The sequence below is a fragment of the Paracoccus sp. (in: a-proteobacteria) genome (assembly GCF_030604785.1).
GTDB lineage: Bacteria > Pseudomonadota > Alphaproteobacteria > Rhodobacterales > Rhodobacteraceae > Paracoccus.
In genome coordinates this window covers 1-20,900 of sequence record NZ_JAUVVF010000041.1, presented here as the reverse complement: position 1 = coordinate 20,900, position 20,900 = coordinate 1, and the positions used below count along the sequence as shown (strand labels likewise).

The 20,900-nt window shown below is 67.9% G+C and carries 23 protein-coding genes; 16 read left to right on the top strand and 7 right to left on the bottom strand.

Features of this window, described 5'->3' with window-relative positions:
- Positions 1–4: 4 nt before the first annotated feature.
- Positions 5–352: an H-type lectin domain-containing protein gene (locus QAR72_RS12915; RefSeq protein WP_304617790.1), complete on the top strand. Its 348-nt coding sequence runs from the start codon at positions 5–7 to the stop codon at positions 350–352.
- Here the strand turns inward: QAR72_RS12915 and QAR72_RS12910 are convergent.
- Positions 349–1,125 (bottom strand): alpha/beta fold hydrolase, encoded by a 777-nt coding sequence (locus QAR72_RS12910; RefSeq protein WP_304617789.1) that lies wholly within the window; start codon positions 1,123–1,125, stop codon positions 349–351. The genes QAR72_RS12915 and QAR72_RS12910 overlap by 4 nt on opposite strands.
- A complete protein-coding gene (locus tag QAR72_RS12905; RefSeq protein WP_304617788.1) occupies positions 1,122–1,721 on the bottom strand; it encodes a 2-hydroxychromene-2-carboxylate isomerase in 600 nt (199 codons plus the stop codon). The genes QAR72_RS12910 and QAR72_RS12905 overlap by 4 nt, the downstream gene beginning before the upstream one ends.
- Positions 1,722–1,807: 86 nt before the next feature.
- Between QAR72_RS12905 and QAR72_RS12900 the strand changes: the two genes are divergently transcribed.
- A complete protein-coding gene (locus tag QAR72_RS12900; RefSeq protein WP_304617787.1) occupies positions 1,808–2,827 on the top strand; it encodes a ribose-phosphate pyrophosphokinase in 1,020 nt (339 codons plus the stop codon).
- 150 nt (positions 2,828–2,977) lie between these two features.
- On the opposite strand, the gene purD is transcribed toward QAR72_RS12900, so the two are convergent.
- Complete coding sequence (gene purD, locus QAR72_RS12895; RefSeq protein WP_304617786.1) at positions 2,978–4,234, bottom strand: phosphoribosylamine--glycine ligase; 1,257 nt, start codon at positions 4,232–4,234, stop codon at positions 2,978–2,980.
- Positions 4,235–4,296: 62 nt separating this feature from the next.
- Here purD and xseA point away from each other — a divergent pair, with 62 nt between their 5' ends.
- Entirely contained in the window at positions 4,297–5,853 is a 1,557-nt protein-coding gene (gene xseA / locus QAR72_RS12890; RefSeq protein WP_304617785.1) for an exodeoxyribonuclease VII large subunit, read from the top strand.
- 68 nt (positions 5,854–5,921) lie between these two features.
- On the opposite strand, the gene QAR72_RS12885 is transcribed toward xseA, so the two are convergent.
- Both QAR72_RS12885 and eda read right to left on the bottom strand, forming a co-directional pair.
- Positions 5,922–7,091, bottom strand: coding sequence for an MFS transporter (locus tag QAR72_RS12885; RefSeq protein ID WP_304617784.1), 1,170 nt, complete (start codon positions 7,089–7,091; stop codon positions 5,922–5,924).
- Positions 7,092–7,140: 49 nt separating this feature from the next.
- Positions 7,141–7,782: a bifunctional 4-hydroxy-2-oxoglutarate aldolase/2-dehydro-3-deoxy-phosphogluconate aldolase gene (gene eda / locus QAR72_RS12880; RefSeq protein ID WP_304617783.1), complete on the bottom strand. Its 642-nt coding sequence runs from the start codon at positions 7,780–7,782 to the stop codon at positions 7,141–7,143.
- A gap of 270 nt (positions 7,783–8,052) precedes the next feature.
- On the opposite strand from eda, the gene rpsB reads away from it, so the two are divergent.
- Positions 8,053–8,832: a 30S ribosomal protein S2 gene (rpsB, locus tag QAR72_RS12875; RefSeq protein ID WP_304617782.1), complete on the top strand. Its 780-nt coding sequence runs from the start codon at positions 8,053–8,055 to the stop codon at positions 8,830–8,832.
- 86 nt (positions 8,833–8,918) lie between these two features.
- Positions 8,919–9,797, top strand: coding sequence for a translation elongation factor Ts (tsf, locus tag QAR72_RS12870; RefSeq protein WP_304617781.1), 879 nt, complete (start codon positions 8,919–8,921; stop codon positions 9,795–9,797).
- A gap of 137 nt (positions 9,798–9,934) precedes the next feature.
- Here the strand turns inward: tsf and QAR72_RS12865 are convergent, their stop codons facing one another.
- Positions 9,935–10,477: a biotin transporter BioY gene (locus QAR72_RS12865; RefSeq protein ID WP_304617780.1), complete on the bottom strand. Its 543-nt coding sequence runs from the start codon at positions 10,475–10,477 to the stop codon at positions 9,935–9,937.
- Positions 10,478–10,856: 379 nt separating this feature from the next.
- On the opposite strand from QAR72_RS12865, the gene QAR72_RS12860 reads away from it, so the two are divergent.
- From QAR72_RS12860 to QAR72_RS12820, 9 genes are all read left to right on the top strand, one after another.
- Positions 10,857–13,187: a putative monovalent cation/H+ antiporter subunit A gene (locus tag QAR72_RS12860; RefSeq protein ID WP_304617779.1), complete on the top strand. Its 2,331-nt coding sequence runs from the start codon at positions 10,857–10,859 to the stop codon at positions 13,185–13,187.
- A complete protein-coding gene (locus QAR72_RS12855) occupies positions 13,187–13,606 on the top strand; it encodes an MnhB domain-containing protein (RefSeq protein ID WP_304617778.1) in 420 nt (139 codons plus the stop codon). The genes QAR72_RS12860 and QAR72_RS12855 overlap by 1 nt, the downstream gene beginning before the upstream one ends.
- 2 nt (positions 13,607–13,608) lie before the next feature.
- Positions 13,609–14,082 (top strand): Na+/H+ antiporter subunit C, encoded by a 474-nt coding sequence (locus QAR72_RS12850; protein WP_304617777.1) that lies wholly within the window; start codon positions 13,609–13,611, stop codon positions 14,080–14,082.
- Positions 14,079–15,578 (top strand): Na+/H+ antiporter subunit D, encoded by a 1,500-nt coding sequence (locus QAR72_RS12845; protein WP_304617776.1) that lies wholly within the window; start codon positions 14,079–14,081, stop codon positions 15,576–15,578. Before QAR72_RS12850 ends, QAR72_RS12845 begins: the two co-directional genes overlap by 4 nt.
- Positions 15,575–16,051 carry a Na+/H+ antiporter subunit E gene (locus QAR72_RS12840; RefSeq protein WP_304617775.1) on the top strand — a complete coding sequence of 159 codons (477 nt, stop codon included), beginning with the start codon at positions 15,575–15,577 and terminating at the stop codon, positions 16,049–16,051. The genes QAR72_RS12845 and QAR72_RS12840 overlap by 4 nt, the downstream gene beginning before the upstream one ends.
- 4 nt (positions 16,052–16,055) lie before the next feature.
- A complete protein-coding gene (locus tag QAR72_RS12835) occupies positions 16,056–16,346 on the top strand; it encodes a cation:proton antiporter (RefSeq protein ID WP_304617774.1) in 291 nt (96 codons plus the stop codon).
- The gene (gene mnhG / locus QAR72_RS12830) at positions 16,343–16,702 is read left to right on the top strand and encodes a monovalent cation/H(+) antiporter subunit G (RefSeq protein WP_304617773.1); all 360 of its coding nucleotides are present in this window, start codon (positions 16,343–16,345) and stop codon (positions 16,700–16,702) included. The genes QAR72_RS12835 and mnhG overlap by 4 nt, the downstream gene beginning before the upstream one ends.
- A gap of 113 nt (positions 16,703–16,815) precedes the next feature.
- Complete coding sequence (gene rnd / locus QAR72_RS12825; RefSeq protein WP_304617800.1) at positions 16,816–17,979, top strand: ribonuclease D; 1,164 nt, start codon at positions 16,816–16,818, stop codon at positions 17,977–17,979.
- 4 nt (positions 17,980–17,983) lie between these two features.
- Complete coding sequence (locus QAR72_RS12820) at positions 17,984–18,967, top strand: GNAT family N-acetyltransferase (RefSeq protein ID WP_304617772.1); 984 nt, start codon at positions 17,984–17,986, stop codon at positions 18,965–18,967.
- Here the strand turns inward: QAR72_RS12820 and QAR72_RS12815 are convergent.
- Complete coding sequence (locus tag QAR72_RS12815) at positions 18,964–19,719, bottom strand: PAS domain-containing protein (protein WP_304617771.1); 756 nt, start codon at positions 19,717–19,719, stop codon at positions 18,964–18,966. The genes QAR72_RS12820 and QAR72_RS12815 overlap by 4 nt on opposite strands.
- A 199-nt stretch (positions 19,720–19,918) precedes the next feature.
- Here QAR72_RS12815 and gmk point away from each other — a divergent pair, with 199 nt between their 5' ends.
- Both gmk and QAR72_RS12805 read left to right on the top strand, forming a co-directional pair.
- Positions 19,919–20,554 carry a guanylate kinase gene (gene gmk / locus QAR72_RS12810; RefSeq protein ID WP_304617799.1) on the top strand — a complete coding sequence of 212 codons (636 nt, stop codon included), beginning with the start codon at positions 19,919–19,921 and terminating at the stop codon, positions 20,552–20,554.
- Positions 20,551–20,900: gamma carbonic anhydrase family protein (locus tag QAR72_RS12805; RefSeq protein WP_304617770.1), on the top strand; the 350-nt coding region annotated here is incomplete at its 3' end. The genes gmk and QAR72_RS12805, both read left to right, overlap by 4 nt.

The window sequence follows — 20,900 nt, the reverse complement described above, 5'->3', positions numbered from 1 at the left end:
TGCCATGTTGCGTTTCCACTCGTCCGAGATCGGCGTCAGCCAAGGCTCGGTCATGCTTGTCACCGATTACGACACCGGCGGCCCGCTCTGGACGGGCAGCGGCGAGCGTGTCACCCGCCAGAGCGTCGTCTTCCCCGAACGCTTCCTGACCCCGCCCGCCGTGCAGGTCGCGCCGTCCATGTGGGACATCGACGGCAGCACGAACCAGCGCGGCGATCTGGGGGTCGAGAACGTGACCTCGGCCGGGTTCGATCTGGTCTTCAAGACCTGGGGCGACAGCCGGGTGGCGCGGATGCGCGTCCAGTGGACCGCGATCGGCGCCTTGCCCGACGATCAGGATTTCCTGCTCTAGCCGCGTTCCAGATTGGCGCCGATCAGGCCCGCCACCTGCGCGGCATGGGTCATCGGCGCCATATGGCCCGCACCGGGGATCAGCGCGCGGCCCACATCGGGCAGCCGCGCCGCCAGTGCATCGGCGATGGCATGGATCACCGGGGGGCTGTCGCCACCCGCCACGATCAGCACCGGCGCATCCACCGATTCCAGCCCCCCCTCGCGCAGGATGCGGGCGCTGTCGGTCCGCAGGGCGGGGCCGGTCTCGGCCACCAGCCGGATCTGGCGCACCATCTGCGCGCGGATCGGAGGGGGCAGGGCGTCCAGTTCCTGCCCGTTCCAGGCCGACAGGAAGGTCGCGGCGGCTTCGCCGTCGCGCCCCTCGTCCAGCAGCGCGGCCAGACGCGCATCCAGCGCATCCTGTTCGGCCGAGGGCGCGGCGGCGAACAGGACCGGCTCGATCAGGGTCAGCGTCCGGATGGCTTCGGGGGCGGCGACTGCGATGCGCAGCGCGACGGTCGCGCCGAAACTGTGGCCGATCAGGTCCAGCGGACGCTCGATCATCGCGGCGGCCAGCCGGGTGACGGCGGTGTGGTAATCCGTCCCGTCAGGCCCAGGCTGCCAGGGATCGCTGCGGCCATGGCCCGGCATGTCGAAGGCGCGCAGATCGACCGCCCCCGCCAGCGCCGCCGCGACCGGCGCCCAGCCGCCCGCGCTGCCCATCATGCAATGCAGCGCCAGAGCCGGGCGGTCGGGATCGCCCGGCCAGTGGCGGATGTTCAGCCCGCTCATGCGCCCGCCAGATGCCGGTCCAGGAAGTCCAGCCGGTCCTGGCCCCAGAACCGGGCCCCGGTCTCGCGCACCACGTAGAAGGGCGCGCCGAAGACCCCGGCCTCGACCGCCTGTTCCAGGTTGCGGCCATAGGTCTCGGCGCCGACGAACAGGCCCTTGTCGGCCAGGGCCGGATCGTGGCCATGCGCGGCCAGGATGTCGCGGATCACCGAATCGTCGCTGATGTCGCGCTCCTCGGCCCAGACGGCGCGCAGGAAGCCGTGGACCAGCCCGCCCAGATCGCCGCCGCCCGCCTCTTGCGCCGCGATGATCGCGTAAGAGGACGGCGCCATGTTCACCGGCCAGTGCGCGGGTTTCAGGTTCAGCGCCATGCCCAGATGATCGGCCCAACGCGGCAGCTCCTGCGCGCGGTATTCCATGCGGCTGGGATGGCGGTTCGCGGGCCGCACGCCGCCCGTCCGGTCGAAGAGCTGCATCAGGTCCAGCGGCTTGTAGGTGATCGTCGCGCCGTGCCGGGCCGCGATGGCTTCCAGCCGGTCGCCCGCCAGATAGCACCAGGGGCTGATCGTGCCGAGATAATAGTCGATATGCGCCATGATGCTCCTCATTTCCGGGTTTGCCCGCAGGCTATCGCGGTGCTAAGGCAGCCGCAATCTGACGCAACCGCCAAAGGCCGCCCTCCATGCCCGTCATGACCGAACCCAAGCTGATCTCAGGCAATGCCAACCGCCCGCTGGCGCAATCCATCGCGCGGCGCATGTCCATGCATCGCGGCATGAGCGTGAACCTGCTGGATGCGCGGGTCGAGCGGTTCAACGATGCCGAGATCTTCGTCGAGGTCTACGAGAATGTCCGCGGCGAGGACATGTACATCATCCAGCCGACCTCGAACCCGGCCAATGACAACCTGATGGAACTGCTGATCATGGTCGATGCGCTGAAACGGTCCTCGGCCGCGCGCATCACCGCCGTGATCCCCTATTTCGGCTATGCCCGCCAGGACCGCCGCGCCAAGGCCCGCACACCGATCACCGCCAAACTGGTGGCGAACCTGATGACCGAGGCGGGGGTGGACCGGGTCCTGACCATGGATCTGCACGCCGCCCAGATCCAGGGCTTCTTCGACATTCCGGTGGACAACCTCTATGCCGCGCCGGTCTTCGCGCTGGACGTGCAGCACCACTTCAAGGGCCGGATGGGCGATCTGATGGTCGTCTCGCCCGATGTCGGCGGCGTGGCGCGGGCGCGCGAGCTGGCGACGCGGATCGGCGCGCCGCTGGCCATCGTGGACAAGCGCCGCGAGAAGGCGGGCGAGGTGGCCGAGATGACCGTGATCGGCGATGTGTCGGGCAAGGCCTGCATCATCGTCGACGACATCTGCGACACGGCCGGCACGCTCTGCAAGGCGGCGCAGGTCCTGACCGACAATGGCGCGACCGAGGTCCATGCCTATATCACCCATGGCGTCCTGTCGGGCCCGGCAGTCGATCGCGTGACGAAATCGGTGATGAAGTCGCTGGTGATCACCGATTCGATCCAGCCGAGCGAGGCGGTGAAGAACGCGCCCAACATCCGCATCGTGCCGACCGCGCCGATGTTCGCGCAGGCGGTGCTGAACATCTGGAACGGCACCTCGGTCTCGAGCCTGTTCGAGACGGACACGCTGCTGCCGATCTACGAGGGGCTGTATTCGACCGCCTGACGCTGTGGAGCGGGAGGCCGCCTCCGGCGGGGGTATTTGGACAACGAAGAAGCCGGCGGGTGAGCGCCGGCTTTTTTCGTTGCGGATGAGGCCTGTGCACGGGCTGTGCACGCGCGGTGCACCTTCGGTGGCCGGGCGGCGCGGGGGGGTCTACAGCGCCCGCCAGCCGATGTCGCGGCGGCAGAAGCCCTGCGGCCAGTCGATCGCGTCGACCAGCGCATAGGCGCGCTGATGCGCCTCGGCCAGGGTCGCGCCGCGCCCGGTGCAGGCCAAGACGCGGCCTCCGGTGGCCAGGATGGCGCCGTCCTTCCGCGCCGTGCCGGCATGAAATGTCATCTGGAAGCTGGTCTCGGGAAGGCTGTCCAAACCGTTGATACGGCTTCCTTTTTCGTAGCTGCCCGGATAGCCGTTCGCGGCCATGACGACAGTCAGGGCGTGATCCTCGGCCCAGGTGACGCGCGCCTCGGCCAGCCGCCCTTCTGCGCAGGCCAGGAGCAAGTCCAGCGCCTGCGCACCCAGCCGCATCATCAGCACCTGGCATTCCGGATCGCCGAAGCGGACATTGTATTCCACAAGCCTCGCCCGGCCCCGCTCGATCATCAGGCCGGCGTAGAGAACCCCTTGGAATGGCATGCCTTTTTCGGCCATCGTGGCGATGGTCGGGCGCACGATCTGCGCCATGACCTGATCCTGGATCGTCTGGCTCAGGACCGGCGCGGGGCTGTAGGCGCCCATGCCGCCGGTATTCGGACCGGTATCGCCATCGCCCACGCGCTTGTGGTCTTGGGCGGTGCCGATGGGCAGGCAATCCGTGCCGTCCGAGAGGATGAAGAAGCTGGCTTCCTCGCCGGCCATGAATTCCTCGATCACGACCGACATGTCGCCGAATTCGCCCTCGAAGATCGCGTCGATCGCCGCATGGGCCTGCTCGACCGTCTCGGCCACGGTGACGCCCTTGCCCGCGGCCAGGCCATCGGCCTTGACCACGATGGGCGCGCCCTGCGCGGTGACGTAATCACGCGCGGGCGCGGCTGCGTCAAAGCGCGCCCAGGCGGCAGTGGGGGCGCCGCAGGCATCGCAGATCTCCTTGGTGAAGGCCTTGGATGCCTCCAGCTGCGCTGCCGCCTGGCTGGGGCCGAAGACCAGGAAACCGGCATCGCGAAGCGCGTCCGACACGCCTGCGGCCAGCGGTGCCTCGGGTCCGACGATCACGAAGTCAATGGCGTTCTCCTCCGCGAATTCAAGCACTTGGGCGCGCGACAGGATGTCCAGATCGGCGCATTCCGCGACCCCTGCGATCCCCGCATTGCCCGGCGCGACGATCAGCCGGTCGCATTTCGGGTTCTGCCGGATCGCCCAGGCCAGAGCATGTTCGCGCCCGCCGCCGCCCAGGATCAGGATATTCATCTGCCGCCCTTTCGCTTGGTCCTGCGGCGTTCTAGTCTGCGCCGTGAAGGGGAACAAGCCACATGGACCTGCTTGAAGACGAGCCCGGCCCGGGCAGCAACGCGCATGAATTCACTGTCTCGGAACTCTCCGGCGCGCTGAAGCGCAGCATCGAGGACCAGTTCGGCCGCGTCCGCGTCCGGGCCGAGGTGGGGCGCGTCTCGCGGCCCTCGTCGGGGCATCTCTATTTCGATCTCAAGGATGACCGGGCCGTGCTGGCGGCCGTGACGTGGAAGGGGCAGGCCGCGCGGCTGATCCAGCGGCCCGAAGAGGGGATGGAGGTCATCGCCACCGGCCGCCTGACGACCTTTCCGGGCCAGTCGAAATACCAGATGATCGTGGACCAGATCGAGCCGGCGGGCGCCGGGGCGCTGATGGCCATGCTGGAACGCCGCCGCAAGGCCTTGGCGGCCGAGGGCCTGTTCGACGAAGCCCGCAAGCGGAAGCTGCCCTTCCTGCCAAAGGTGATCGCGGTTGTGACTTCGCCCTCGGGCGCGGTGATCCGCGATATCCTGCACCGCCTGCGCGACCGCTTTCCCAGCCGTGTGCTGATCTGGCCGGTCGCGGTTCAGGGCGAAGGCTGCGCGCCGCAGGTCGCCGCCGCGATCAGGGGCCTGAACGCGCTGGCCCCCGGCGGCGCCATCCCGCGCCCCGACCTGATCATCGTCGCGCGCGGGGGCGGCAGCCTCGAGGATCTGTGGGGCTTCAACGAAGAGATCGTCGTGCGCGCCGCCGCGGAAAGCGTCATCCCGCTGATCTCGGCCGTGGGGCACGAGACCGACACCACGCTCATCGATTTCGCCTCGGACAGGCGCGCGCCCACGCCCACGGCGGCGGCCGAGATCGCCGTCCCTGTCCGCGCCGATCTGGCCGCGCGGCTGGCCGAGACCGGCGCCCGGATGCTGCGCGCCAACGCGCAGGCGATCCAGCGCCCGCGTCAGCGCCTGCGCGATCTGGCCCGCGCCATGGGTCGTCCCGCCGCCCTGACCGAGGGGCCGCGCCAGCGCCTTGACCTGCAGGGCGCAAGGCTGGAACCGGCGCTGCGGCTCTGGCTGCAATCGCGCCGCAACCGGCTGGCCCTGCGCCCCATGCCCGCCGCGACCTTGCGTCAGTTCACCCAGGCCAAGCGGCATGGGCTGGACCGCCTCGCGGTGCGGCTGGATCAGGCGCGACTCAGGCGGCTCGAACGGCCGCGCGATCGTCTGGCGCAGTTGCAGGAACGTCTGGACGCCTCGCTGCGGCGCGTCACGGCCACGACGCGGCGTGCGATCACGCAGCAGGATGCCCGCCTCTCCGACCTGACGCTCCGCCTTGACGCGGCCCTGCGCCGCAGCCAGCGCCAGCGCCAGGATGCGCTGGCCCGGCTCGACCGCATCCGCCAGACGCTCGGCTACAAGGAGACGCTCAGGCGCGGCTTTGCCGTCATCCACGGCCCCGACGGTCTGCTGACCAGCGCTGCCGCCGCCGCCCGCGCGCCGCAATTCCAGATCGAATTCGCCGATGCCCGGATCGAGGCGCGACCCGCCGCAGACAAGCCCCGCCGCCGCACCCCCCCGCCCGAGCAGAAGACGCTGCTCTGATTTGCCTTGGTGCAAATATCCCACGGGGGTCCGGGGGCGTGAAGCCCCCGGTCCTCGAGGCCCCGTGATCAGGCTTCGTTCGGACGCATGACCAGCCAGATCAGTGCCGCCCCGGCCAGCACCAGGAAGGGCAGCATCGCCAGATTGACCGCGTTCCAGCCGGCCTGAACCGACCCGCCGGTGCAATTCATCAGCCCGCCCGAGGAAAGCGACGCCAGAAACACCCCGCCAAAGACGACGAAGTCGTTCATCCCCTGCACGGGGCCGCGCTCCTCGGGAGAATGCGCGCGGGTCAACATCGCGGTCGCGCCGATATAGCCGAAATTCCAGCCGATCCCCAAAAGGACCAGCGACAGGAAGAATTGCTGCAGCTCGACCCCAGACAGGGCCACCGCGCCCGCCAGGGCCAGGATCACCAGCCCCGCACCGACGATCCGTTCCGCTCCGAAGCGGGCGATCAGGTGGCCGGTCACGAAGCTCGGCGCGAACATGGCCAGCACATGCGCGCTGACGATGTTGGCCGCGTCCGAAGGGGCGAACCCGCATCCGACCACCGCCAGCGGCGTCGAGGTCATCACCAGGTTCATCAATGCATAGGACACCATCCCGCAGATCATGGCGACGCCGATGGCCGGCCGCCGCAGGATCTCGCCCATGGGGCGGGGGGCGGCGGCATCGGGCGCGGGCGCCGGGGGTTTCGGGATGTCGAGAAACGCGAACAGGAACGGCCCGACAAGGTTCAGCCCGATCACCGCCATGTAGGTCGCAAGGAACGGCACCGCCGTCAGCCCGTCCGTCCCGCGCACGATGGCCGGGCCGATGATCGCCGCCGCCAGCCCGCCCGCCATGACCCACGAAATCGCGCGGGGGGCGTAATCCTCGGGCGCGGTATCGGTCGCGGCAAACCGGTAGAAGCCCTGCGAGGACATGTAGATCCCCGTCAAGAGCGACCCGGCCAGGAACAGCCAGAACGACCCGACCCACAGGCCCGCGGCCGAGACCGCGGCCCCGATCCCGCCCGCCGTGACCGCCAGCAGGAACCCCGCCTGACGCCCGCGCGCCTGCATCAGCCGCGACAGAGGCCGCGCGGTCAGGGTCGAGCCCAGGATGATCATCGACAGCGGCAGCGTCGCAAGACAGGGATTGGGCGCGAGGATGGACCCCGCCAGCCCGCCCACGATGAACATGATCGGCATCTGTGCGCCCAGGATGGCCTGCGCCATCACCAGGATGATCATGTTGCGCCTTGCGCGCCCAAGATCGAGGGCGGGATCGCCGGCCATGATCCTAGCCGCGCAGGGCGCTGGCGGCGCGGGCGCGATCCTCGATGGCCTGCCAGTTCCCTGCGGCCATGTCGGCATCCGTCACGATCCAGCTGCCGCCCACGCAGACGACGTTGGGCAACGACAGGTAATCGCGCGCATTCGCGACCGAGACGCCGCCCGTGGGGCAGAAGCTGATTCGGGGCAGGGGGCCTGCCAGCGATTTCAACGCCGGCGCGCCGCCCACGGCCTCGGCCGGGAAGAACTTCAGCATGTCGTAGCCCGCATCCGAGGCCCGCATCACCTCGGACGCGGTGACGGCGCCGGGCAGCAGCGGAAGGCCGATCTCCTCGCAGGCGGCGATCAGGCGGTCGGTCAGACCGGGCGAGACCGCGAAGGTCGCCCCCGCATCCCGGGCGCGTTTCGCGTCATCCGGCGTCAGCACGGTGCCCGCGCCGACATGGCCGCCCTCGACCCGGGACATGGCGCGGATGGCGTCCAGCGCCGCGTCCGAGCGCAGCGTGACCTCCAGCACGGGCAATCCGCCCGCGACCAGCGCCTGCGCCAGATCGGCGCCCTTGGCCGCGTCCTTGATGACGATGACCGGAATGACCGGGGCCAGCTTGCACAGGGCTTTCGTGGCTTGGGACTGGGTTTCGGGGGTCATGGCACACCTTCAGCAGGAACGTTCGCGCCGACCTCACCCCAAAGCCCGGCGCGATGCAAGGGACAGCCCGCCTGTCCGCGCGCTTCCGTTACCGCTATCGGCGTCGTTGCCACAGCGATTCCCCCTTGCGCTGGCGGGGATCAGAGGCTAATGCGCGCAGACTTCACAGGCAGGGGCGGGCCCATGCGGGAGACATCCGCAGACGGTCCACCGGTTGGGGCGATTGCCCTGAAACCCCCTGCCAAGGCGCAAACCGGAAAGGAACACGATATGGCGCTGCCCGAATTCACTCTGCGTCAGCTCTTGGAAGCTGGCGTTCACTATGGCCACCAGACGCAGCGCTGGAACCCCCGCATGGGCGAGTTCATCTATGGCGAGCGTAACGGCATCCACATCCTGGACCTGACGCAGACCGTCCCGATGCTGGATCAGGCGCTGACCGTTATCCGCGACACCGTCGCCAAGGGCGGCCGCGTCCTGTTCGTCGGCACCAAGCGCCAGGCCCAGAAGGCCATCGCCGAAGCCGCCGAGAAATCCGCGCAGTTCTACATGAACCACCGCTGGCTGGGCGGCACGCTGACCAACTGGAAGACCGTCAGCCAGTCGATCAACCGCCTGAAAGCCATCGACGAGACGATGGCCAGCGGCGCCGAGGGCCTGACCAAGAAAGAGCGTCTGCAGCTCGAGCGCGAGCAGGCCAAGCTGCAAGCCTCGCTTGGCGGCATCCGCGACATGGGCGGCCTGCCCGACCTGCTGTTCGTCATCGACGTGAACAAGGAAGACCTGGCCATCCTGGAAGCCAAGAAGCTGGGCATCCCGGTCGTCGCCGTGGTCGATACCAACTGCTCGCCCGAAGGCGTGGACTACATCATTCCGGGCAATGACGACGCCGCCCGCGCCATCGCGCTGTATTGCGACTTGGCCAGCCGCGCCGCGCTGGACGGCATGTCGGCGCAGATGGGCGCCGCCGGCGTCGATCTGGGTTCGCTGGCCGAAGCCCCCGAAGAGCTGCTGGACGAGGCCGCCTCGGAAGAAGCCGCCGAGGCCTGATCCCGCCTGCGGATCGAAGTTTTCACGGAATTGTCGTCAGGCGGGGATAAGCCCCGCCTGACGCGTTGACATCAGAGGAGACGGATATGGCAATCACCGCAGCGATGGTGAAGGAACTGCGCGAAACCACCGGCGCAGGCATGATGGACGCCAAGAAGGCCCTGACCGAGACCAATGGCGACATGGAAGCCGCCGTCGATTGGCTGCGCACCAAGGGTCTGGCGAAGGCCGCCAAGAAATCGGGCCGCGTGGCTGCCGAAGGTCTGGTCGCCGTCGCCGTCAAGGCCGGCAAGGGCGTCGCGGTCGAGGTGAACTCGGAAACCGATTTCGTCGGCAAGAACGAAGAATTCCAGAACATGGTCCGCAAGATCGCGCAGGCCGCGCTGAACGTGGACGATGTCGAGGCGCTGAAGAACGAGCAGATCGACGGCAAGGCGGTCTCGGAGATCCTGACCGACGCCATCGCCAAGATCGGCGAGAACATGACGCTGCGCCGCATGGTCGTCGTGACCGCGCCGACCGTCGTGCATTACGTCCACAACGCCGCCGCTGACGGCATGGGCAAGATCGGCGTGCTGGTCGGCCTGGAAGGCGGCAACGAAGAAATCGGCCGCCAGATCGCGATGCACGTCGCCGCGACCTCGCCCGCCTCGCTGGACGAGGGCGATCTGGACCCCGCGCTGATCGAGCGCGAGAAGCAGGTCCTGACCGAACAGGCGCGTGAATCGGGCAAGCCCGAGGCCGTGATCGAGAAGATGATTGAAGGCCGCATGAAGAAGTTCTTCGAAGAGGTTACGCTGACCGGCCAGAAATTCGTCATCAACCCCGACCTGACCGTGGCCGAGGCCGCGAAAGAGGCGGGCGCGACCATCAAGGGCTTTGCCCGCGTGGCCGTCGGCGAAGGCATCGAGAAGAAGGAAGAGGATTTCGCCGCCGAGGTCGCCAAGACCCTCGCCGGCGCCTGATCCCAGTATCCCCACACTACCCGGAATGCCGGTCCGAAAGGGCCGGCATTCTTCGTTCCGGGGCCAGCGGGGCGGCACGAAAAAAGAAAGCCCCGCAAAACCTTGCGGGGCTTTCCTCACGTCAAATTGGCGTCGGGTCAGCGGCGGGCGGTGATCCGGCGGACGCCTTCGATCAGCATCAGCGCGACGACCAGCTTGACCAGATCGCCCAGGATGAAGGGCGTGAAGCCCGCTGCCAGCACACGCTCGGACGGGACGAAGTTCGACAGCCACAGAAGGCCCGGCACATAGATCGTCGCCAGACCGGCCAGCATCGCCAGCCCGCGGCCGACCGTCGCGCGGCCCTGCGCCAGATGGCCCGTCACCAGCATCGCGGCGGCCATGCCCGCCAGGAAGCCGGCCGTCGGACCGGCCAGATAGGCCGCGCCCGCGGCAGCGCCCGCGAAGACGGGCAGCCCGGCCAGACCGGCTGCAAGATAGCTGACCATCGCGGCCAGGCCGAGACGCGGCCCCAGGACCACGGCCAGGCCCATCACCGCCATGGTCTGCAGGGTCATCGGCACCGGCCAGAACGGCACCTGCACCTTGGCGCTGAGCGTGATCAGGGCCGCGGCGCCCAGGGTGAGGCCGACCTTGCCCATCAGGCTGGTGGGCGCGAGGCGGGACTGTGCAAGCAGCATGGCATTCCTTTCCGTGCTATAGGCGATTCGCGCCGCCCCTCGGGGTTGCGCTTCTGGCGGGCACTTTGTCCGATTGCGGGGCATCCGCACAAGCCCTCTTGCGCGCGGTCGGCGGGCGTGGCGGGGGCGGTTGCGCGGCTGGCGCCTTCCGGCGCGGAACGGCAAACGCGGCATGTGGTCGCAGCTTCGTGGCACGCCGCCGCAGGCCCGGCAGGGGCATACTTCTTTATAGGGCCGCGCAGCCGGATGGCGGGGCGCTTCCCCATGGCGTCGGATTTCGATCCCAGGCGGTCCGATTTCGCCGCTGAACACCTGTTTTCCCGAGAGAAAGGGTGATATTCACCGCCGCCAAATGCATGCCGCGACGGGGGTTCGAGACATGGCTGACGATTATCCAAAGGTTGACCGGGTGATGGGGGGGGCCTCGGGCTGGTTCTCGATCGCCCTGCCTGCGGTTCTGTTCCTGTATTTCCTGGGTCTTGTGCCCCAGATCGCCGAGGCGCCGCAGGTGCGCGGGATCGAATGGGTGCCTTCGCTCGGGATCGGGCTTTCGGTGCTGCTGGACGGGCTGAGCCTGACCTTCGCGCTGCTGATCACCGGGATCGGCACGGCGGTCACGCTGTATTCGGCCCGCTATCTGGGCCAGCACCCCGATTATCCGCGCTTCGTCGCCTATCTGATGATGTTCATGGTCGGCATGCTGGGCCTGGTCCTGGCGGGCAACCTGATCTCGCTCTTCGTCTTCTGGGAGGTGACGACGATCGCCTCGTATCTGCTGATCGGCTTCAACGCCGACAGCGCCAAGTCGCGCCGCTCGGCGTTGCAGGCGCTGCTGGTCACGGGGACGGGCGGTCTGATCCTGCTGGCGGGGATGATCGTCCTCGGCACGGTCGCGGGCAGCTTCGAGCTGGTCGATATCCTCAGCCAGGGCGACATGCTCCGCGAGCATCCCTGGTATCTGGCGATCCTGCTGCTGTTCCTGGCAGGCGCCTTCACCAAATCGGCGCAGGTGCCCTTCCATTTCTGGCTGCCCAACGCCATGGCCGCGCCGACCCCCGTCTCGGCCTATCTGCACAGTGCGACCATGGTGAAGGGGGGCGTCTATCTGCTGGCCCGGATGAATCCCGGCCTTGGCGGGACCGAGGCCTGGTTCTGGATCCTGACGCTGTTCGGCGGCGTGACGGCGGTCTTCGCCTCGGTCATGGCGCTGCGTCAGACCGACATCAAGCAGGTCCTGGCCTACACGACGCTGATGGCGCTTGGCACGCTGACAATGTTCATCGGCGCGGGCACGCATTACGCGATCATGGCGGCGATGCTGTTCCTGGTGGTGCATTCGCTCTACAAGGCCGCGCTGTTCCTGATGATCGGCATCGTGGATCACGCCACCGGCACGCGCGAGACGGGCGTTCTGGGCGGTCTGTCCAAGGCCATGCCGCTGACCGGACTGGCGGCGGCGCTGGCGGCGGTCAGCATGGCGGGCATCCCGCCCATGGTCGGCTTCATCGGCAAGGAATTCATGTACAAGGCCGGGCTTGGTCTTGGCGGCTTCGGCGCGATCTGGGTCACGGTGATGATCTTCGCGGCCTCGGTGATGATGTTCGTCGTGGCCGGGATCGTTGCCTGGAAGCCCTTCCGCGGCGAATTGCGCGAGACGCCCCATGCCGCGCATGAGGGGCCGTGGCCGATGCTGGCCGGTCCCCTGGGTCTGGGCGCGCTGTCGCTGATCTTCGGCCTGTTCCCCGGCGTGCTGGCGCATTACTTCGTCGGCCCCGCGACCCATGCCGTCTTTGGCGAGGTGCGCGAGGTGCATCTTTATCTGTGGGGCGGGATCAACATGGCGCTGATCCTGTCGCTGCTGACCTTCCTTGCGGGCTGGCTGATGTATCGCCGCCACGAGGCGATCCGGCACCGCCTGATCCGCATCGAACAGGGCAGCCGCGTCAATTTCGACGCGGGCTGGGACCGGGTTCTGGACGGGCTGAAGGCGCTGGCCGCATGGCAGACGCGCCTGATTCAGACCGGCAATTTGCAAACCTACATGGCGGTGATCTTCGCCAGCTTCACCGTGCTGGTCGGCACGACCTTCCTGCTGCGCGGCGGGATGGGCAGCGGCATCAATTACGAGGCCGACGGTGTCCACCCGATCCAGTGGACGGTTCTGGCGCTGATCGCGATGGGCGCGATCCTGGCGACCATCACCTCCAGCCGGATGACCGCCGTCGCGGCACTTGGCGTGGTGGGCATCGGCGTGGCGCTGATCTTCATCATGTTCAGCGCGCCCGATGTGGCCATCACCCAGCTTCTGGTCGAGGTTCTGGTCGTTGTGCTGGTCGCGCTGGTCATGCTGCGGCTGCCGCATCTGCCGGTGCGCTCGGCCTCGGGCTTCCGGGCGGGGCATGCGGCGATCGCGGCGGCCTTCGGCATCCTCAGCACGCTGGTGATGATCGCGGTCCTGCAGACGCCCTTTGACCGCCGCCTGACCGATTTCTTCGAGATCGCGTCCTGGCCCGAGGCGCATGGCCGCAACATCGTGAACGTCATCCTGGTCGATTTCCGCGCCACCGACACGTTCGGCGAGATCGTCGTGGTGGTGATGGCGGCGGTGGGTGCCTATGCGCTGCTGCGCGGGGCGCCGGGCGCCAAGCCCACGCCGGAAGACGAGGAACCCGTGCAGGTCGCGGCCGCCGACAAGGGAGAGAAAGTCTGATGCAATCCCTGATCCTCACCACCGCAACCCGGCTTCTGGTCGCCCTGCTGCTGGTCTTTTCCATCTATGCGCTGCTGCGCGGGCACAACCTGCCCGGAGGCGGTTTCATCGGCGGGCTGATCGGGGCCACCGGCTTCATCCTCTATGTCATCGCGACCTCGGTCTCGGATGCGCGCAGCGCTCTGAGGGCCGATCCCGCCAACATCGCCATGCTGGGGGTCGGCATCGCGGCCTTTTCGGGCATCATGGGCGCCTTCGCGGGCGATGCCTTCCTGACCGGCCAATGGCTGTTCCTCTTTGCCGCCGAGGGCGAGAAGGGCCTGCCGCTGTCATCGGTGCTGGTCTTCGATGTCGGGGTCTATCTGGCCGTGTTCGGCGGCATCCTGACGCTGGTCTTTGCCATGGAAGAGGAGATCTGAGGGTGGAATTGCTGCTTGCCCTGACCATCGGCGTGCTGATGGCCTCGTCCGTCTATCTGATGCTGGACCGCAACGTGATCCGGTTCCTGTTCGGGCTGATCCTGCTGTCGAACGCGGCGAACCTGGTGATCTTCCTGTCGGGCCGCCTGACAGCGGGTGCGCCGCCGCTGATCGACGAAGGCGCCTATGCGCCGACGGGCGTTGTCGCCAACGCGCTGCCGCAGGCGCTGGTCCTGACGGCCATCGTGATCGGCTTCGGCCTTCTGGCCTTCACGCTGGCGCTGGTCTACCGGACCTATCGCAGCCTCGGCACCGTCAACAGCGACGAGATGCGCGTGGCCGAGCCGGTTTCCGCGCCCAAGACCACGCCTCATCCCGACCCGGCAGCCGCACCCGGCACGCCGCCCGCCAGCGATCCGACGCTGGACAAGACCGACGCCACCACGACCCCCACGGGCGGGGAGGCCCGCGCATGAGCTGGATTCTCGTCAACCCGATCCTGATTCCGCTGGTCACGGCGGTTCTGGCCTATCTGTTCCGCACCAGCCCCGCCGGGCGCTGGATTTCGGTCGCGGGCACGGTCGTGCTGCTGTTCGCCAGCCTCATCATGATGGGCGAGGTGCTGGAGCACGGCGTCATCGCCGGGCAGATGTCGAACTGGCAGGCACCCTTCGGCATCACGCTGGTCGCCGATTACCTGGGCGGCGTGATGGTCGTGATCACCGCGATCACCGCGATGGCCACGGTCATCTACACCCTGGCCGAAATCCCCGAGCGGTTGGAGCGTCTGGGCTTTCACGCCCTGCTTCAGGTGCTGGTCGCGGCGGTCTGCGGCGCCTTCCTGACGGGCGACCTGTTCAACCTCTATGTCTGGTTCGAGGTCATGCTGATCTCCAGCTTCGGCCTTCTGGTGCTGGGCGGCAGCAAGGAACAGCTGGATGGCGGCATCAAGTATGTGACGCTGAACCTCGTCTCGACGATCATGTTCCTGTCGGGGATCGGCCTGCTTTACGGCATCACCGGCACGCTGAACATGGCGGACCTGCACCTGGCCGTGCGCGAGGTCGAGAATACCGGCCTGCTGACCACGATCGCCGTGATGTTCATGGTGGCCTTCGGGGTCAAGGCGGCGCTCTTCCCGCTGTTCTTCTGGCTGCCGGCCTCGTATCACACGCCGCCTGTCGCGGTCTCGGCGATCTTCGCCGGGCTGCTGACCAAGGTGGGCGTCTACGCGCTGATCCGCAGCTTCACGCTGATCTTCGATCAGGACGTGGCCTTCACCCACACGATCCTGTTGTGGCTGGCGGTGGCGACGATGGTCACGGGCGTTTTGGGCGCGGCCGCGATGAACGATTTCCGCCGCATCCTGTCGTTCCACATCATCAGCCAGATCGGCTACATGGTGCTGGGGCTTGCGCTCTTCACGCCGCTCGGGCTTGTGGGGGCGGTCTTCTACCTCGTCCACCACATCATCGTGAAGGCCAACCTGTTCTTTGTGGCGGGTGTCGCCAAGCGGATCGGCGGCAGCACGGACCTGTCGCGTCTGGGCGGGCTTTACGCCCATGCCCCGGTGCTGGCCTTCCTGTTCCTGATCCCGGCCTTCTCGCTGGCAGGCTTCCCGCCGCTGTCGGGCTTCTGGGCGAAGTATGTCGTCGTCAAGGCGGCGCTGGATCTGGAGATGTGGTTCGTGGCCGGTGTCTCGCTGGCGGTTGGTCTGCTGACGATCTATTCGATGACCAAGATCTGGGGCGCGGCCTTCTGGCCCAAGCATCCCGACGGGATCAAGCCGCGTCTGGGCGATCTGCCTGCGGGCGAGCGGGTGGCGCTGATGGCGCCGATCGTCGGGCTGGCGGTGCTGACCTGCATCATCGGCCTCTTCCCCGAGCCCTTCGTGCATTTCGCCGAGACCTCGGCCGAGCAACTGCTTGACCCGACCGCCTATGTCACGACCGTCCTGGGGGTGCAGCCATGAATCTGTTTGCCATCAACCTGCTTCTGGCCTTTGCCTGGGTCGCGCTGATGGGCGATCTGTCGGTGGTGGGCCTGATCACGGGCTTCCTGATCGGTCTGGCGGCGATGTGGCTGGTGCGCCCGCTTTTCCCCGAGACGGGCAGCTACTTCCTGCGGCTGTATTACTGGACCCGGCTGATCGTGATGTTCGTCTATGAACTGGTGGTCAGCTCTTTCGCGGTGGTCGCGGACGTGATCACGCCGGGCCAGCGTTCCAAGCCCGCGCTGATCGCGGTGCCCTTGAACGTGACGACCGATCTGCAGATCACGCTGCTGTCGAACTTCATCTCGCTGACGCCGGGCACGCTGACGCTGGATGTCTCGGACGACCGCAAGACGCTGTACATCCACGCGATGTTCGGCGAGGACGCCGACGCGATCCGGGCGCAGATCCGCGACCGGTTCGAGGTCTGGGTGCGCGAGGCGACGGAGTAAGGCTATGACATTTGTGGATTATGCAGTTCTTCTGGGCTTTGCGCTGGTCATTCTGGGCGTTGCCCTGGCCTCGATCCGGCTGATCAAGGGGCCGACGCTGGCCGACCGGATCGTGGCGCTGGACATGATGACGGTGCAGCTTGTGGCCTTTGCGGGCCTCTCGGCGCTGCAATCGCGCAACGCGGCCTTTCTGGATGTCGCCGTGGTGCTGGCGCTGGTGGGCTTTCTGGCGACCGTCTGTCTGGCCCGCTATCTGGAACGGCGCAACGCCATCAACCGCGAGGATCGGGAATGATGATCGAACTTCTTGTCGCCCTTCTGGTCGTGGGCGGGGGCTTCTTCTGCTTTGCCGCCGGTCTGGGCGTGCTGCGCCTGCCCGATCTTCTGGTCCGGATGCATGCCTCGACCAAGGCCGGCACGCTTGGCTCGGGCCTGATCCTGACCGCCGTGGCCTTTGCCTTTCTTGAGGGCACGGTGACTGCGCGGGCCGTGGCGGCCATCGTCTTCCTGCTGCTGACCGCGCCGGTCGCGGCGCATCTGATCGGGCGCGCGGCCTTCCGCACGGGCGTTCCGATGGACGCAAAGACCCGCTGCGAGCCGGGCGTGGCCAAGGCGCTGCACCACCGCCAGCCCGGCGAAGCGCCGCGCTGACACCGCGACAAGGGCCGCCATAACGCGGCCCTTTTCAATTTCTCGTCAGCGGCGTAGAAAACGCGGATGGGCGGACGAACCGCCACACGCGAAAGAGCCGAATGAGCCAGGACATCACCACGATCACCCGCACGGAAGAGCTTGCTCTGTTCTGCGAGGCCGCGAAATCCGCCCCCTATGTCACCGTCGACACCGAGTTCCTGCGCGAGCGGACCTATTGGTCGAAGCTGTGCCTGATCCAGCTTGCGCTGCCGCCTGCGGGCCAGCCGGGCGCGGGGCAGGCGGTGCTGGTCGATCCCATGGCCGAGGGGCTGTCGCTGGAACCGCTCTATGACCTGTTCCGGCACAAGGACACGGTCAAGGTCTTCCACGCCGCCCGTCAGGATCTTGAGATCTTCCACCATGACGCGGGCATCTTCCCCGAGCCGCTCTTCGACACGCAGGTCGCGGCGATGGTCTGCGGTTTCGGCGAACAGGTCGGCTACGAGACGCTGGTCCGCAAGATCGCGCGCGCCAATCTGGACAAGTCCTCGCGCTTCACCGACTGGTCGCGCAGGCCGCTCTCGGACGCTCAGGCCGCCTATGCGCTGGCCGATGTGACGCATCTGCGCCAGATCTACGAATTCCTGTCGGCCGAACTGGTCAAGACCGGCCGCGAAAGCTGGCTGGCCGAGGAACTGGCCGTGCTGACCGATCCCGAGACCTATATCACCCGCCCCGAAGAGGCATGGATGAAGGTCCGCACCCGCACGAATTCGCCGCGTTTCCTCGCGATCCTGCGCGAACTGGCGCGGTTCCGCGAGGCCTATGCGCAGGAACGCGACATTCCCCGCTCGCGCGTCTTCAAGGATGACGCCATGATCGAGCTGGCCTCGACCAAGCCGCTGACCGAGGCCGATCTGGGCCGCTCGCGCCTGCTTCTGCGCGAGGCGCGCAAGGGCGAGATCGCCAATGGCATCCTGGCCGCCGTCAAGGCGGGGATCGAGACCCGCGACCTGCCGCAACCCAAATCCGAAGAGCCGGGCCGCCCCGGCAATGCGGCCCTGTCGGACCTGCTGCGGGTTCTGCTGAAGGCCAAGGCCGATGCGGCGGGGGTCGCGCCGAAGCTGATCGCCTCGGCCTCGGATCTGGACGCCATCGCCACGGGCGAACGCGATCTGCCTGCGCTGCAAGGCTGGCGGGCCGAGGTCTTCGGCCGCGACGCGCTGCGCCTTGCGGGCGGCGAGATCGCGCTGTCCGCGCAGGGCGGCGCCGTCAAGGTCGTCCCGGCCCGGTGACGCGATGACCGAAAGGTTGCGCCTGACCCGTCCTTGGCCCGAAGACGCAGCCCGCATCACTGCGGCGATGGCCGACTGGAACACCGCCCGCTGGCTGACCACCGTGCCCTGGCCCTATTCCGAAGCGGATGCACGCGACTTCATCGCCGCTGCGCCTTTGGACGACTACGCCGTCCGGCAGGATGACGTTCTGGTCGCCATGGTCCGCGCGGGCAGCAGTTTCGGCCTATGGATCGCGCCCGAATGTCAGGGCCGGGGCCTTGGCCGCCGAGTGGGCATTCTGGCGCTGTCACGCTTCTTTCTGGACGGCGCCCCCCAGATCGGCACGCATGTGCTGGAGGGCAATACCCGTTCGGCGCGGCTGCTGGACTGGCTGGGCTTTGAGCCCGTCGGGCCCGAGCGTCTCTATTCCAGCCCGCTGCGCCGCGAGGTTTCCGCGACAGCGATGCGGCTGACCCGCGCCCGCTTCGAGGCGCTGCATCCCTTTGTGCTGCGCACCCCGCGCCTGAGCATCGGGCCCATTGCGCGCGATGATCTGCCCGACCTGCACCGCATCGCCACCCGCCCCGAGGTCGCGCGGATGATGCTGCGCTTCCGCTCGGACATGGCTCTGGCCGAACTGGCGCAGCTTGTCGACGAATCGGCTCTGTGGCCGCCCCTGCGGCTGGCGGTGCGGCATGAGGGGCGGCTGATCGGCGCGATCGGGCTCAGCGACGGGCGCCCGCCGCGGCTGCATTACTTCCTCGACCCCGACATGGCGGGGCAGGGACTGGGCCAAGAGATGGTCGCCGCCGTCTTCGACGAGATCGTCGCCCGGTTCGGCCTGCCCGAAGTGCTGGCCGATGTGTTCCTGGACAACCAGCCTTCGCGCCGCATCCTCAAGAATCTGGGCTTTCGCCGGATCGAGGATGTCGAACTCAAGGCCGAAGGCCGCGACGCGCCCGCCGATGCGGCGCTTTATCGCTGGCGGCCGGGGCTGCTGGCCTAGCCGTCACGCGCCTGCGGCGGCTTGCTGCCCTGAACGACCTGAAACCGCGCCCGCCGTTCCTCGGGCGTGGAAGGGGGCAAGTCCACGGCCAGGGGCCTTTCAGGCGGACGCGCGGGGCGCGGATCGACGCGGGGGCGGAAGCCGTCGCCCGTCTCGGCAAAGCCCGAGACCGAGGGCGAGGGGGCCAGCGTCACGCCCCCCTCGATCACCGGCATGACATGGTCGCTGACCAGATCGAAGCGGCGCGGAGCCACGCCTGTCTCGCCTTCGGTCACCAGACAGCCAAGCGCGCGCGTCACATCCCCCAGATCCGAGCGCAGCGGCATCAGCAGCATCCGCCCGGTCAGCGCCGGACGCGCATAGCCCGCCGGGGATGCCAGCCGCAATTCCGCGATCTGCGGCGCCTTGAAGACGCTTTCCAGCACATCCGACAGCCGGCCCCGCGACGAGGGGTTCAGAAACGCGCAGATCGGCATGCCGCGCACCTCCATCCCCATCAGGTCGATCAGATGCCGCCCCGCCAGCCTGATCCGCGCGGCGCCCGGCGCGATTCGCTCCAGGATGAAGGCATGGTCGATGGACCGCGAAAAGCCGCGCGGGTCCACATCGGATCGGGCAGGCACCGCCCGGCCGCCGCGCAGCAGGGTCCAGTAGCGGCGCATCTCGCGCAGCACGCTGTCGCCCTGTGCCACGCCGTGATCGCTCAGGCGGATCACGGGTGGCTCGTCGGGACCGGTCTCATGGTCGCTCATGCTGCGCCTCGTTACATGCGGAACAGGCAGGCAACCTTCTGCGCCTGAAATCACGGGTCAAGAATACCCGGCCCGCCCCGTCCTGCCGAGTCCTTCGTTCACCTTTGGTTAAGTATCGCCCGCCGCGAAAGGCTTGACCCGATGGCCGGGCCGTTGCATCCCCCGGGGCGTCCGCCAGCCGAGAGGAAAGCCCCGCATGATGACGCGCACCGGATTGATGGTCATTCTGTCCTCGCCCTCGGGGGCTGGGAAATCGACGCTGGCGCGGCGGCTGATGGACTGGGATGACAGCCTGCGCTTCTCGGTCTCGGCCACGACGCGCCCGCCGCGCCCGGGCGAGGTTGACGGCGTCCATTATCATTTCACCGATGCCGACACGTTCCGCCGGATGGTGGCCGAGGGCCAGATGCTGGAACATGCCGAAGTCTTCGGCAATTTCTACGGCAGCCCGCGAGGGCCGGTCGAAAAGGCCATGGCCGAGGGGCGCGACACCCTGTTCGACGTGGATTGGCAGGGGGGCCAGCAAATTCGCGCCTCGGCGCTTGGGCGTCATGTCGTGTCGATCTTCGTGCTGCCCCCCTCGCTGCCCGAACTGGAACGCCGCCTGCGCACGCGCGGGCAGGACAGCGACGAGGTGATCGCGGGCCGGATGCTGAAAAGCCGGGCCGAGATCAGCCATTGGGCCGAATACGATTACGTCCTCGTCAATGACGATCTGGACGAAACCGAAGCAAGGCTGCGCGCTATCCTGACCGCCGAGCGCCTGCGCCGCGACCGGCAGGGGGGGCTGGGCGGTTTCGTCCAGGCGCTGATGGCCGAGGGGAGCGACGCATGATCTGGGCGCTGGACGGGCTTGCGCCGCAGATCGCGCCGGATGCGTGGCTTGCGCCCGACGCGCAGGTGATGGGCCGGGTCGTGCTGGAGGCGGCCAGCTCGGTCTGGTTCGGCGCGGTCCTGCGGGGCGATGCCGAAGAGATCCGCGTGGGGCAGGGCAGCAATGTCCAGGACCTGTGCTGCCTGCATACCGATCCCGGCTTTCCGCTGCTGATCGGGTCGGATTGCACCATCGGCCATCGCGCGATCCTGCATGGCTGCCGGATCGGCGACGGCGTGCTGGTCGGCATGGGCGCCACGATCCTGAACGGCGCCGAGATCGGCGAGGGCGCGCTGATCGGCGCGGG